This is a genomic window from Streptomyces aurantiacus JA 4570 (genome assembly GCF_000414115.1).
Lineage (GTDB): Bacteria > Actinomycetota > Actinomycetes > Streptomycetales > Streptomycetaceae > Streptomyces > Streptomyces aurantiacus_A.
Map to the genome: position 1 here is coordinate 14,194 of NZ_AOPZ01000442.1, position 13,350 is coordinate 27,543.

Below are 13,350 nucleotides of genomic sequence, written 5' to 3' on the forward strand. Positions count from 1 at the left end.
GCGCGGCCGAATGGCTGACGGAACCGGCTATCGAACGTTGGTTCGAAAGTTGGTCTATGGTGGAGGAGGGGACGAGCAAGCGGAAGGTTCAGGAGGTGCGTGTGCCCGGGTTCACGCATCTGCACACCGTCTCCGGGTTCTCCCTGCGGTACGGGGCCTCGCATCCGGAGCGCCTTGCCGAGCGCGCCTCGGAGCGGGGCATGGACGCGCTCGCGCTCACCGACCGGGACACCCTCGCGGGCGCGGTCCGGTTCGCCAAGGCGTGCGAGAAGGCGGGGGTGCGGCCGCTGTTCGGGACGGAGCTCGCGGTCGAGCCGCCGGTGGCCCCGGAAAAGGGCGAGCGGAGTGCGCGGCGCCGGGCTCCGGTGCGCGGCGGTGCCTTCATCGACGAGTCGACCCCGCGCGTGACCTTCCTCGCCCGGGACGGCGCCACCGCCTGGGCCGAGCTGTGCCGCCTGGTCAGCGCCGCGCACCGGAGCGGCGACGGCCCGCCCGTGCTGCCCTGGGAGGACTGCCGCGGCGACGGCCTGACCGTGCTGCTCGGCCCCGCCTCCGACGTCGGCCGCGCACTCGTCGCGGGCCGCCCCGACCGCGCCGCCCGCCTCCTGGTCCCCTGGCGCGAGCGGTACGGCGACGCGCTGCGCCTCGAAGCCGTCTGGCACGGCCGCGCGGGCACCGGACCCGGCTCCCTGCGCCTGGCCGCCCGCACCGTCGGCTTCGCCGCCGAACAGCGCCTGCGCCCCGTCCTCACCAACGCCGTCCGCTACGCCGACCCCGGCCAGGGCCCCGTCGCCGACGTCCTCGACGCCGCGCGCCGCCTCGTGCCCATCGACCCGTCGGGCCCTCTCGACAGCGGGGAGCGCTGGCTGAAGGGCGAGGCCGCCATGCTGAGCGCCGCCGAGCGGGTGGTGGAGGCCGCCGGTTTCCGCCGCGACACCGCGTACCGCCTGCTCGAACAGACACGGGCGGCCGCCGCCGAGTGCCTGGTCGACCCCCAGGACGACATCGGCATCGGCTCCGTGCGCTTCCCCGAGCCCGGCCTGGTCGGCGCCGGGCGCCGCACCGCCCAGCGCGTCCTCGCATCGCGGGCCGCGGCCGGCATGGTGCTGCGCGGCTACGACCGCCGCCCGGACGCCCGCGCGTACTGGGAGCGGGTGCACCACGAGCTGGACATCATCGCCCACCACGGATACGCCTCGTACTTCCTGACGGTCGCTCAAGTCGTGGACGACGTACGGGACCTGGGCATCCGGGTCGCGGCGCGCGGCTCCGGCGCCGGGTCCCTGGTCAACCATCTGCTCGGCATCGCGCACGCCGACCCGGTCGAGCACGGCCTGCTCATGGAGCGGTTCCTGTCCGTGCGGCGGCGGGTGCTCCCGGACATCGACATCGACGTGGAGTCCGCGCGCCGCCTGGAGGTCTACCGCGCGATCATCGGCCGGTTCGGCGAACAGCGCGTGGCGACCGTGGCCATGCCGGAGACGTACCGGGTGCGGCACGCGATCCGGGACGTGGGCGCCGCCCTGTCCATGGACCCCGCCGACATCGACCGGATCGCCAAGGCGTTCCCGCACATCCGCGCGCGCGACGCCCGCGCGGCGATGGAGGAGCTGCCCGAACTGCGTGAGGTGGCGGCGGAGACGGAGAAGCACGGCCGCCTGTGGGAGCTGGTCGAAGGGCTCGACGCGCTGCCCCGTGGCGTCGCCATGCACCCCTGCGGCGTGCTGCTCTCCGACGCCTCGCTCCTCGATCGCACCCCCGTCATGCCCACCAGCGGCGAGGGCTTCCCGATGTCCCAGTTCGACAAGGAGGACGTCGAGGACCTCGGCCTGCTCAAGCTCGACGTCCTCGGGGTGCGGATGCAGTCGGCGATGGCGCACGCGGCCGCGGAGGTCGAGCGGGCCACGGGCACCCCGCTCGACCTGGACGCGATCCCGCAGGGCGACTCGTCGACGTATCGACTGATCCGCTCCACCGAGACGCTCGGCTGCTTCCAGATCGAGTCGCCAGGGCAGCGCGACCTGGTGGGCCGGCTGCAGCCCGCGACCTTCCACGACCTGGTCGTGGACATCTCCCTGTTCCGCCCCGGGCCGGTCGCCGCCGACATGGTGCGGCCGTTCATCGAGGCCAGGCACGGCCGCGCCCCCATCCGCTATCCGCACCCCGACCTGGAGGAACCGCTGAAGGAGACCTACGGAGTCGTCGTCTTCCACGAGCAGATCATCGACATCGTGCACCTCATGACCGGCTGCGGGCGCGACGAGGCCGACCGGGTGCGGCGCGGCCTCTCCGACCCCGAGTCGCAGGGGCGCGTCCGGGTCTGGTTCGCCCAGGCGGCGGCCGCCAAGGGGTACTCCGCGGAAACGATCGCGCGCACCTGGGAGATCGTCGAGGCATTCGGCTCGTACGGCTTCTGCAAGGCGCACGCGGTGGCCTTCGCCGTGCCGACGTACCAGTCCGCGTGGCTGAAGGCCCACCACCCGGCGGCCTTCTACGCGGGGCTGCTCACGCACGACCCCGGCATGTACCCCAAGCGGCTGCTGCTCGCGGACGCGCGGCGGCGCGGGGTGCCGGTCCTTCCGCTCGACGTGAACCGGTCCGCGGTCGCCCATCGCATCGAACTGGAGTCCGAATCGGGGAAGTGGGGGGTGCGGCTCGCGCTGTCCGACGTGCACGGCATCAGCGAGGCCGAGGCGGAGCGGGTCGCGGCCGGGCAGCCGTACGCCTCGCTGCTCGACTTCTGGGAGCGGGCCCGGCCGAGCCGGCCGCTCGCCACCCGGCTCGCGCAGGTCGGCGCGCTCGACGCATTCGGCGCCAACCGGCGTGATCTGCAACTGCACCTGACGGAGCTTCAGCGGGGTGCTCGCGGGGCCCGTGGACCTCAACTCCCGCTCTCCGGCGGTCGGCAGACCGCCTCCGCCGGGCTGCCCGACCTCGACGACGCGGAGCGGCTCAGCGCCGAGCTCGGCGTGCTCTCCATGGACGCGTCCCGGAACCTGATGGACGATCACCACGCCTTCCTCGCCGAGCTGGGCGTGGTCTCCGCGCGCCGCCTGCGCACGGCGCGGCACGGCGACACGGTCCTGGTCGCGGGCGCCAAGGCGGCCACCCAGACCCCGCCGATCCGCTCCGGCAAGCGCGTCATCTTCTCCACCCTCGACGACGGCACCGGCCTGGTCGACCTGGCCTTCTTCGACGACAGCCACGACGCCTGCGCGCACACCGTCTTCCACTCCTGGCTGCTGCTGGTACGCGGCGTGGTGCAGCGGCGCGGGCCGCGCAGCCTCAGCGTCGTCGGCTCGGCGGCGTGGAACCTCGCGGAGCTGGTGGAACTGCGCCGCGACGGCGGGCTCGACGCGGTGGCGCTGCGGCTGGCCGAGCGAGGGGTGGCGGGGCCGGACGCCGAGGGCACCCCGGCGGCGGAGGGTGCCCCGGCGCCCCCCGAGGGCGAGCCCGTGAACGGGCGGCGCATCCGGATGGAGACCGGATACGAGATGCACCCCTGGGCCGACCTCCAGCCACCCGGCGAACGGGCCGCCACGGGGCGGAAGTTGTGGCACCAGAGTCCGGGGAGCGCGGGATGAGCACGCTGTACGTACGTTTCCTGACCTCGGGGCCCGAGGGCGCCCCGGGTGAAGCTCTGCTGCCCCAACTGCTCGCCGTGGTGGGCGAGTTCACGCCCGTCGTCGAGGCCCTGCCGCCCGACGCCGCGCTCGCCGACGTGAGCGGGGCGCGGCGCTACTTCGGCCGGGACGCCGCCGGGATCGCCGCCCTGATCCGGGTGCGGACGCTCGCCCTGTACGGCGTCGACTGCCTGATCGGCGCCGGGCCGGGCCCGATGCTGGCGCGGATGGCCGCGCGGGACGCGGCGCCCGGGGTGACCCGGGTGGTGCCCGGATCCCCGGACGCGGTCGCGGAGTTCCTCGACGGCAGGCCGGTCGCCGAGCTGCCCGGCGTCGGCCGCGCGGGCGCCCGCACCCTGTGCGAGTACGGCCTCGACACCGTCGGCAGGGTCGCCGCCGCGCCGCTGTCCACGCTGCAGCGGCTCGTCGGCGCGCGGGCCGGGCGCGAGCTGTACGACAGGGCGCACGGCGTCGACCGCGCCCGCGTCGCCCCGAACGCGGCCACCCGCTCCCTCGCCGTCGAACGGCCCTTCCCGCGCGACGAGATCGACCCGCACCGGCACCGGCGCGCCCTGCTCTCCGGCGCCGAGGAACTGGGCGTCCGGCTGCGCGGCGACGCCCAGGTGTGCCGCTCCCTGACCCTCACCGTGCGCTACGCCGACCGCTCCGTCACCACCCGCACCCGGGCGCTGCCCGAGCCGACCGCGCACGCGGCCGCGCTGACGGCGGCCGCGTACCGGATGTACGAGGCGCTCGGCCTCCAGCGGGCCCGGGTGCGCGCCCTCGCCCTGCGCGCCGAAGGCATCGCCCCCGCCGCGCTCGCCGCCCGCCAGCTCACCTTCGACCCCGCCGACGAGAAGGCCCGCCGCCGCCGACGAGAAGGCCCGCCGCATCGAGGCGGTGGCCGACCGGGCCCGGGAGAAGTTCGGCCCGGGGGCGATCGTGCCGGGGACGCTGGCGGGCGGGTCCGGGACGCCGGCGCGCGGGCCGGGGACGCCGCCCAGGTCGTCGCCCCGCCCCGCCGCGGCGGCCAAGCCCCTGGCCTGATCATCGCCGTTCGACTGGGCCCGAGCCCGGCCCGCGCGGTACAAACTGCTCCAGCCCCGCCCGCCCTCCGACGAAAGACCTCGCCATGCCCGCGCAGCGCCCCCGCCCCCAGCGTGACCTCGCCGACCTCCCGTACGCCCACCGGCTCGAACCCTTCGCCGGGGAGCCGGCGCGGGAGGGGGACTACGAAGCCGCGCACTTCGACGGGTGCGACTTCGAGGAACTGGACGGCGGCAGCGCGCTGTTCGCCGAGTCGGCGTTCTCCTCGGTGACGTTCACCGGCGGGCGCTACCGCCGCGCCCGCTTCGACGACGTCTGGACCCACCAGGTCCGCTGGGTGGGCACCGACCTCGCCGAGACCGCCTGGACGGACTGCGAGTCCGGCGCCGGGCTGCTCGCCGGCGTGGAACTCTTCGGCGCGCAACTGCGCCGCGTCACGTTCCACCACTGCAAGTTCGACTCGGTCAACCTGCGCGCGGCCGCGCTGCGGGACGTCACCTTCGTGGACTGCCTGCTGCGGGACGTGGACTTCGGCGGAGCGGGGCTCACCCGGGTCGCCTTTCCCGGTACGACCCTCGACCGGGTCCGCTTCGACAACGTCAAGGCCGACCGCGCCGACCTCAGCGAGGCGGCGTCCCTCAGCATCGCCTCCGGCCTCGAAGCGATGCGCGGGGTGACCATCAGTGCCCTCCAACTCCTTGAGCTGGCACCGGCGTTGGCGGACATCGTCGGGCTGGAGGTGCGGGAGGGGTGACCGCCGGGCAACGCCCGGGCCGAGTGGACGCCGACCCGGGCCCGCCGGCTCAGCGACCGGGCCCGCCGGCTCAGCGGCCGTGGCGGCCGCCGGTTGCCGTGCGGCGGCGGGTCGTCGCGAACATCGCGGCCGCGCCGACCGCGAGCGCCGCGGCGCCGCCGATCGCGATGTACGCGGTGTCGCTGTCGCCGCCGGTCTCGGCGAGGTTCTCGTCGGCGGCCACGGGCTTGCCCGCGGCGCCCTTCACCTCGGGCTGGTTGCCGGACCCGCCGGGGGCCGCCGCCGTGTCGTCCCCGGTGTCCTTCGCGGGCTTCGCCTCCGTGACCTTCGGCCCGGTCTGGGCGTCGCTGTCGCCGTGGCCCCGGTGTTCCACGGACGACTTGTCCGCCCCGTCCGTTATCTCCTTCTCGGAGGGTGCGGAGGCGGTGGGCGCGGCGGCCCCGGCACCTGCCCCCGAACCGCCGCTGCCCTTGCCGAACACCACGTCGGAGCAGGTGTAGAAGGCTTCGGGGGAATCGGAGCGCTGCCAGATCGAGTAGACCAGGTGGCGGCCGGACTTGGCGGGCACCTTCCCCTGGAAGACGTAACTGCCGTTCTCCAGCTTCGGGTCGGTCACCTTCGCGAAGGGCCGCGCCTCCAGGTCCGACCACTTCAGGGGCTTCCTCGGGTCGTACGAGTCCTTGGTGACGTACAGCTCGAAGGAGCCCCGGTGCGGGGCGGTGGCCCGGTACTTGAAGGTGTGCTTACCGGCGGACAGCTTGGAGGACGGCCAGTCGGCGCGCGGCAGGTCGAGCCCCTTGTACTTGTCGTTCCCGGCGCTGCACAGCTTCCCGTCCGGGATGATCTCCTTCGACTTGCCCGCGGCGTTGGCGATGTTGACGCCGTTCCAGTCGTACAGGGCCTGCGTCCCGCCGGCCGCCACGACCGCCTTGCACGCCGCCGACTTCGGCGCCTCAGGACCCTCCTGGAAGCAGGCGGACACCCGGCTCACCGGGTCCGTCATCGAACCGTGCGCGGCGGCGGGCACCGAGGCGAACACGGTCAGGGCGAGCGGCGCGACACCCGCGGTGGCGATCGCGGCGACCTTGCGAGCAGCAGACATGGGGGATCTCTCCTAGGGCGACGTTCAGGTGAGGGCGGGCGGAGCGCGAACCCCGCAGGGGCCGGGCCGCGAACCCCGCGGCGATCAGCAAACTAGCCCCAGAAATCCCCGAATTCGCCTGCCGGGACCGCCCTCCGGCCATCCTTATGCTCCCGTTAAGGACCCCCTCAGCCTGACCTCAGGTCATCAGGTCACCCCACCCACCGATACCGCCGCTCGGGCCGCCCCGCCCCGCCGTAGCGCAGCGTCACCTCCGCCCGGCCCGTGCCCGCGAAGTACTCCAGGTAGCGGCGGGCGCTGACGCGGGAGAGGCTGCCCTCCTGGGCGCATTCGGTGGCGGAGAGGCCGGTGGGGTGGGCGCGGAGGGTGTGTTCCACGAGGTCCGCGGTGTGGGCGGCGAGGCCCTTGGGGAGTTCGCGGGAGCCGGGCGGGCGGGGCCCGAAGATCTGGTCGACGTCCTCCTGGCGGGCCTCGGCCAGGCCGTCCAGGCGGGCGCGCAGGGCCGCGACGTGCCGCAACTGCTCTTGCAGGGCCGCCTGGTTGAAGGGCTTGATCAGATAGTGCAGGGCCCCGGCGCGCAACGCGGCCCGGATCACCCCCGCGTCCCGCGCGGCCGTGATGAACAGGACGTCCACCGGCGCCCGGCCGGGATCCCGCTCCTCCGCCGCCCTGAGCTCCCGCAGCACCGCGATGCCGTCCATGTCCGGCAGGTACACGTCGAGCAGGACCAGGTCGGGCCGCAGCCGCTCCGCCGCGCGCAGCGCCTCCGCCCCGCTGTGCGCCACGCCCGCCACCGTGCATCCGGCCACCGTGGCCACGCACCGGCTGTGCAGCTTGGCGACCATGAAGTCGTCGTCGACGACCAGCACCCTCGTCATCGCCAGGCCCCCTCGCCCCTCGTCGTCGCCGCAGGCTACGAGCGTGACCACAAGGACCACAACGTCCGTTGATTCCGGAACGGAGACAGGTTCTTAACGCGCGGGCAACATGTGGGCCACTTCACACCCGTATCCGCTCAGACAGGCGGTGGTACCCGTGCGACTACGCACCCCCTTGGCCCTGTGCGGCGCCGCGCTCCTCGTGCTCGTGGGGCCGCCGCTGCTCACCACGGGCAGCGGCGACGACACCGGCACCAAGATCCCCGGCCTGCGCCTCATGGTCCCCAACACCCCCGGCGGTGGCTACGACATCACCGCCCGCACCGCCGCCAAGAACGCGGAGGACGCCGGGCTCACCCACAACATCGAGGTGTTCAACCTGCCCGGCGCCGGCGGCACCGTCGGCCTCAGCCGCCTCGTGGGCGAGCACGGCAACGGCAAGCTCGCCATGTCCATGGGCCTCGGCGTGGTGGGCGCCGCCCGCTCCAACCACGCCCCCAAGACCCTCGCCGACACCACCCCGATCGCCCGCCTCACCGAGGAACAGGACGTCGTCGTGGTGTCGAAGAACTCCCCGTACAGGACCATCGGGCAGCTCGTCGACGCCTGGAAGAAGAAGCCGGGCAAGATGCCCGTCGGCGGCGGCTCCTCGCCCGGCGGGCCCGACCACATCGCGCCGATGCTGATGGCCCGGGCCGCCGGGATCCCGCCCAAGGACGTCAACTACGTGCCCTTCGACGGCGGCGGCGAACTCCTCGCCTCGATCCTCGGCAGCAAGGTCGCCTTCGGCGTCTCCGGCGTCGGCGAGTACCTGGACCAGATCAAGTCCGGCGAACTGCGGCTGCTCGCCGTCACCGGACCGAAGCGGGTCAAGGGACTCGACGGGCCCACCCTCAAGGAGTCCGGCTACGACGTGGACTTCACCAACTGGCGCGGCATCGTCGCGCCACCGGGCCTCTCCGACGCCGAACGCGACAAGCTCACCGCCCTCATCCGCAAGCTCCACAACTCGCCCGAGTGGCGCGAATCCCTGAAGAAGAACGGCTGGGATGACGCCTTCCTCACCGGCGACAAGTTCGGCGACTTCCTGGACGCCCAGGACAAACGCGTCGTATCCGTACTGAAGGAGCTGGGGCTGTGACGACGACCGAGCCCACCGGACGTACCGAGGAAGCCCCCGAGCCCCGCAACTGGCGGACCTGGCTGCGCGAGCACTCCGAACTCGGCGTCTGCGTCATGCTGCTCGCCCTTGGCGTCGTCGTCCTCACCGACGCCCTCACCATGGACGTCGAGATCGCCCAGCGCGGACCGATCGGGCCCAGGACCGTGCCCGTCGCCGTCGGCATCGGGCTGCTCGCCGTCTCCGTCCTGCTCGCGGTCGACGTGCTGCGCGGCGGCCGCGGGGAGGCCGAGGGCGGCGAGGACATCGACCTGTCCGAACCCGCCGACTGGCGCACCGTGCTGCTGCTCGCCGGAGTCTTCCTCGCCACCGCCGTCCTCATCGAGCCGGTGGGCTTCCCCGTCGCAGGCGCCCTCCTCTTCTGGGGCGCGGCCTATGCGTTGGGCAGCCGTGCCGTCCACCGCGACCCGCTCATCGCGGCCGGGCTCTCCCTGGTCACGTACGCCGTCTTCAACAACCTGCTCGGAGTGCCGCTCCCCGGTGGCCCGCTGATGGGAGTGCTGTGACATGAACGCCTTCAACTCCCTGATGGACGGCTTCGGTACGGCCCTGACGCCGATCAATCTCCTCTGGGCCGCCGTCGGCGTGCTCCTCGGCACGGCGATCGGCGTGCTGCCCGGCATCGGCCCCGCGATGGCCGTCGCCCTGCTGCTGCCGGTGACGTACGGGCTCGAACCCACCGGCGCGTTCATCATGTTCGCGGGCATCTACTACGGCGCGATGTTCGGCGGCTCGACGACATCGATCCTCCTGAACACGCCGGGGGAGAGCGCCGCGGTCGTGGCCGCCATGGAGGGCAACCCGATGGCCAAGTCCGGCCGTGGCGCGCAGGCACTCGCCGCCGCGGCCATCGGCCACTTCGCGGGCGGCATGATCGGCACGATCCTCCTTGTCGCGCTCGCCCCGAAGGTCGCCGAGCTGGCCGTGGACATCGGCGCCCCCGACTACTTCGCCATCATGGTCCTGGCGTTCATCGCGGTGACCTCGGTCCTCGGCTCTTCTCGTATACGGGGGTTGGCGTCTCTGTTGATCGGCCTGACCCTCGGCCTGGTCGGCCTGGACCAGATGACCGGCCAGCAGCGCCTGACCTTCGGCTCGCTCCAGCTCGCCGACGGCATCGACGTGGTGATCGTCGCGGTGGGGCTGTTCGCGATCGGCGAGGCGCTGTGGGTGGCCGCCCATCTGCGCCGCACCTCCGGCCGGGCGATCCCCGTGGGCCGCCCCTGGCTCGGCAGGCAGGACGTCAAGCGCACCTGGAAGTCCTGGCTGCGCGGCCCGCTCATCGGCTTCCCGTTCGGCGCGATCCCCGCGGGCGGCGCGGAAATCCCCACCTTCCTCTCGTACGTCACCGAGAAACGCCTCTCCAAGCACAAGGACGAATGGGGCAAGGGCGCCATCGAAGGCGTCGCGGGACCCGAATCGGCGTCCTCCGCGTCGGCCGCGGGCACCCTCGTCTCGATGCTGACCCTCGGCCTGCCCACGACCGCCGTCGCCGCCGTCATGCTGGCCGCGTTCCAGCAGTACGGCATCCAGCCGGGCCCGCTGCTCTTCGAGCGCGAATCGGAGCTGGTGTGGGGCCTGATCGCGTCCCTCTTCGTGGGCATGGTGCTGCTCCTGGCCCTGAACCTGCCGCTGGCCCCCCTCTGGGCGAAGCTCCTGCGCATCCCGCGCCCCTACCTCTACGCGGGCATCCTCTTCTTCGCGGCCGTCGGCGCCTACGCGGTCGGCGGTGAGGCGCTGGACCTGGTCATCCTGCTGGTCATCGGCCTGATCGGGTTCGGCATGCGGCGCTATGGACTGCCCGTCCTGCCCGCCGTCATCGGGGTCATCCTCGGTCCCAACGCCGAGCAACAGCTCCGCCGCGCCCTGCAGATCAGCGACGGCAGCGTCAGCGGCCTGGTGGACACGCCGTTCTCGGTGTCCGTGTACGTGGTGGTCGCGCTGATCGTGCTGTGGCCGCTGCTGCGGAAACTGGCGCGCGGGGTGCTGAAGTCCCGTCGTAACGTGACGGAATGACGCACGGGATCCGCCTCGCCGAAGCCGCCGACGTGCCCGCCGTGAAGGCGGTCACCGACGCGGCGTACCACCACTACATCGCCCGCATAGGCCGCGTGCCCGCCCCCATGGAGTCGGACCACGCGCAGAACGTGGCGGAGGGGCGGGTGTACGTCACCGAGGACGCGCAGGGCGCGGTCGTCGGCCTGGTGGTCCTCTACGCCTACGAGGACCACCTCTACCTGGACAACATCGCCGTCCACCCCGACGCGGCCGGCCGGGGACTCGGCGGCCGCCTGCTGTCCTTCGTGGACGCGCACGCCCGTGCCCTCGCGCTGCCCGAGATCCGGCTCTACACCAACGCGATGATGTGGGAGAACCAGAAGATCTATCCCCGGTACGGATACGAATTCGTGGAGCGGCGCGTAGAGGGAATCTACGACCGCTTCCACTACCGCAAGCGGCTCACGAACTGAAGCAGAAGCGGACGGCCGGCCCGGTTACTCGGTGGGCCACCAGACACGCTGGACGTCTCTGCGGACCTCGGGCCGCTCCCGGGCCCGCCGGTCCGCGCCTTCCCGGCCCTCCAGGGCCTCCCGGCTCTCCCGCGCCCGGCGGGCGGCGGACTTCACGACGGTCTTGTGCACGGTCACTCGGCGCATGACGGCCTCCCTGCCTGTTCGTCCTGCCGTACCCACCGAACGGCCCGGTGACACAGGAGCGGACCGGTCCGGGGCGCATTTCTCATCGCGCCGCCGGGCGGGTGAGGCCCAGGGCCCGGTCGAGGCCGGCGGTTCTCGCCAGGTGTTCCAGGTCGTCCAGGGCCCGGCGGGCCGCGGCCGCCGCGGCCGGATCCGCTGTCGGCAAGGCACTCGCTGCGAACTCGTCCTCGTCCAGGCGGAGGATGGTCGTGCGGTCCGCGGAGCACCACAGGTCCAGGTCGAGGTCCTCCACCGTGAGGACGCCGTCGGCGAGGGTGGCCGGGCGGGTGACGTCGCAGTACCAGCCCTTGAGGGAGCCGTCGGGGGCGTACACCTCCTTGACGGCGTACCAGCGGTCCCGCCAGAAGTGTTCGACGAACACGTCGCCCGGCTCGAAGCGCACGAAGCCGAAGTCCCGGGCGCCCGCGCCCGCCCAGGGCGCGCGGACGGTGACGCGGGTGCCGTCGTCCGCGAGGAGCCGGGCGGGGTAGCGGATCTTCGTGCGGCCCGCCTTGCGGAGGACGACCTCCACGGCCTCCGCGTCGGCAGTCTCAGCCGAGGGTGCGGACATGACGTACCTCCGTGTCACAGATCCGGTAGCCGAACCAGTCGTTGATCGCGAGCATCGGCGCGTTCCCCGCGTCGTTGCCCGTGAACGCCTCCGTGTACCCGGCGGCCCGCGCCCGGTGCAGCGAGTCGTTCTTGGCGAGCTTGGCCAGGCCCCGCCCGCGGTGGGCGCGGGCCGTCCCCGTCATGCCGCTGGCGTAGCGGGACGCGTCGTCCGTACGGGCCATGCTGAACGCGGCGGGCCGCCCGTCCACCACGGCGACGGTCGTCAGCTCGTGGTTCATCAGCGGGTGCTGCCAGGTCTCGGCGAGCCAGTGTTCGTAGTCGGTCAACTCGGCCGCCACGTCGCTCGGTTCGTCCGCGGCCGTCTCCGCGTCCAGGTCGAAGAACGGGCGCGGGTCGGCGGCGAAGTCGGCCCCGGTGCGCAGTTCGACGCCGGCCGGGAGCGGCGGGCGGGGCGGCAGGTCGCCCTTCGCCAGGTCCAGGCGGAGGAAGTGCGCGGAGCGGCTCGCGCGGTAGCCGCGGCGGGTGGCGAACGCGCGGTTCTCCGGGGTGTCGAGGACCCACGAGTAGAGCGTCGTCGCGCCCTTGCCCGCCAGGTGCTCCTCCGCCGTGCGCAGCAGCAGCGAGCCCGCGCCGATGCCGCGGCGCTCCGGGTGGACGTAGATGTTGGCGGAGCCCTGGCCCGGCTCCGGGCTGTCGAACGCGATGCCTGTCTGCGCGGTGCCGATCACCTCGCCGTCGGTCTCCGCGACCAACTGGAGGTAGTGCGCGTCGGGATGGGCGTGCGCCGCGTCGTACGCCACGGAGGCGGACGTGGCCAGCATCGCGGGCAGGCAGGCGCGGCGGACCGCCGCGAAGGCCGTGGTGTCCGCCGGGTCGGCGGGGCGCAGGGCGCGGACCAGTACTTCCGTCATGGGGCGGACGGTACGCGTGGTGCGCCGCGGGTCGCCTCTCCTTTTTCGCGGCTTTCCCCGGGTTCCCTGGCGGGTGCGGGACAATCGCCGCGTGACGTTGAAGATCGTGATCGATGAGGGTGCGGAGGGCCGGGCCGTGCCCGCGCCCTACGAGCAGGTGCGGGCGCAGATCGCCGAGCAGGCGCGGGGCGGTGGGCTGCCGGTGGGGTACAAGCTGCCGACCGTGCGGGGGCTCGCGGAGTCGTTGGGGCTGGCCGCGAATACCGTCGCCAAGGCGTATCGGGCGCTGGAGGAGGACGGGGTGATCGAGACGCGGGGGCGGAACGGGACGTTCGTGGCCGCGGCGGGGGACGCGGCCGCTCGGGGCGCGGCGGGGGCCGCGCAGGCGTACGCCGAGCGGGTCCGCCGCCTCGGCCTCTCCGAGGAGGCCGCGACGGCGGCGGTACGGGACGCACTGCGTGCGGCGTACGGATCATCCGGCTGATCCGTACGGGGGTGCCACGGGCGGGCGGGGTGCCGCTGGGCGTGACGGTCCCGTCGGCCTGAGGCTGCCCCTCCCCTCACATGACGGCCCCGTCGGCCTGGG

The 13,350-nt window shown here is 73.4% G+C and carries 12 protein-coding genes and 1 pseudogene; 8 read left to right on the top strand and 5 right to left on the bottom strand.

From position 1 onward, the window contains the following. Positions 1 to 101: 101 nt before the first annotated feature. From STRAU_RS33790 to STRAU_RS33800, 3 genes and pseudogenes are all read left to right on the top strand, one after another. A complete protein-coding gene (locus STRAU_RS33790) occupies positions 102 to 3,584 on the top strand; it encodes a DNA polymerase III subunit alpha (RefSeq protein ID WP_037663695.1) in 3,483 nt (1,160 codons plus the stop codon). Beyond that, positions 3,581 to 4,670 (top strand): annotated as a pseudogene (locus tag STRAU_RS33795) (DNA polymerase Y family protein). Before STRAU_RS33790 ends, STRAU_RS33795 begins: the two are co-directional and overlap by 4 nt. Positions 4,671 to 4,938: 268 nt before the next feature. Then, the gene (locus tag STRAU_RS33800) at positions 4,939 to 5,424 is read left to right on the top strand and encodes a pentapeptide repeat-containing protein (protein ID WP_016644915.1); all 486 of its coding nucleotides are present in this window, start codon (positions 4,939 to 4,941) and stop codon (positions 5,422 to 5,424) included. A 70-nt stretch (positions 5,425 to 5,494) separates the two neighbouring features. Here the strand turns inward: STRAU_RS33800 and STRAU_RS33805 are convergent, their stop codons facing one another. Further along, complete coding sequence (locus STRAU_RS33805; RefSeq protein ID WP_016644916.1) at positions 5,495 to 6,526, bottom strand: lytic polysaccharide monooxygenase auxiliary activity family 9 protein; 1,032 nt, start codon at positions 6,524 to 6,526, stop codon at positions 5,495 to 5,497. Between the two features lie 191 nt (positions 6,527 to 6,717). Beyond that, positions 6,718 to 7,404, bottom strand: coding sequence for a response regulator (locus STRAU_RS33810; protein WP_016644917.1), 687 nt, complete (start codon positions 7,402 to 7,404; stop codon positions 6,718 to 6,720). Positions 7,405 to 7,561: 157 nt separating this feature from the next. Between STRAU_RS33810 and STRAU_RS33815 the strand changes: the two genes are divergently transcribed. Genes STRAU_RS33815 through STRAU_RS33830 form a run of 4 tightly spaced genes read left to right on the top strand, consistent with a single transcriptional unit; the run spans position 7,562 to position 11,055 of the window. Then, positions 7,562 to 8,545 carry a Bug family tripartite tricarboxylate transporter substrate binding protein gene (locus STRAU_RS33815; protein ID WP_037663697.1) on the top strand — a complete coding sequence of 328 codons (984 nt, stop codon included), beginning with the start codon at positions 7,562 to 7,564 and terminating at the stop codon, positions 8,543 to 8,545. Continuing rightward, on the top strand, positions 8,542 to 9,090 hold the full coding sequence (locus STRAU_RS33820; protein WP_016644919.1) for a tripartite tricarboxylate transporter TctB family protein: 549 nt from the start codon (positions 8,542 to 8,544) through the stop codon (positions 9,088 to 9,090). Before STRAU_RS33815 ends, STRAU_RS33820 begins: the two co-directional genes overlap by 4 nt. A gap of 1 nt (position 9,091) precedes the next feature. Next, the gene (locus tag STRAU_RS33825) at positions 9,092 to 10,600 is read left to right on the top strand and encodes a tripartite tricarboxylate transporter permease (protein WP_016644920.1); all 1,509 of its coding nucleotides are present in this window, start codon (positions 9,092 to 9,094) and stop codon (positions 10,598 to 10,600) included. Beyond that, complete coding sequence (locus tag STRAU_RS33830; RefSeq protein ID WP_016644921.1) at positions 10,597 to 11,055, top strand: GNAT family N-acetyltransferase; 459 nt, start codon at positions 10,597 to 10,599, stop codon at positions 11,053 to 11,055. The genes STRAU_RS33825 and STRAU_RS33830 overlap by 4 nt, the downstream gene beginning before the upstream one ends. Before the next feature lie 24 nt (positions 11,056 to 11,079). Here STRAU_RS33830 and STRAU_RS43185 read toward each other — a convergent pair whose 3' ends face one another. The 3 genes from STRAU_RS43185 to STRAU_RS33840 form a co-directional block, all read right to left on the bottom strand. Further along, complete coding sequence (locus tag STRAU_RS43185; protein ID WP_203227501.1) at positions 11,080 to 11,241, bottom strand: hypothetical protein; 162 nt, start codon at positions 11,239 to 11,241, stop codon at positions 11,080 to 11,082. 82 nt (positions 11,242 to 11,323) lie between these two features. Beyond that, positions 11,324 to 11,851: a ribonuclease FAU-1 family protein gene (locus tag STRAU_RS33835; protein ID WP_037663684.1), complete on the bottom strand. Its 528-nt coding sequence runs from the start codon at positions 11,849 to 11,851 to the stop codon at positions 11,324 to 11,326. Beyond that, complete coding sequence (locus STRAU_RS33840) at positions 11,832 to 12,764, bottom strand: GNAT family N-acetyltransferase (RefSeq protein WP_016644924.1); 933 nt, start codon at positions 12,762 to 12,764, stop codon at positions 11,832 to 11,834. Before STRAU_RS33840 ends, STRAU_RS33835 begins: the two co-directional genes overlap by 20 nt. Before the next feature lie 91 nt (positions 12,765 to 12,855). Here STRAU_RS33840 and STRAU_RS33845 point away from each other — a divergent pair, with 91 nt between their 5' ends. Beyond that, positions 12,856 to 13,248, top strand: coding sequence for a GntR family transcriptional regulator (locus tag STRAU_RS33845; protein ID WP_016644925.1), 393 nt, complete (start codon positions 12,856 to 12,858; stop codon positions 13,246 to 13,248). Positions 13,249 to 13,350: the final 102 nt, after the last annotated feature.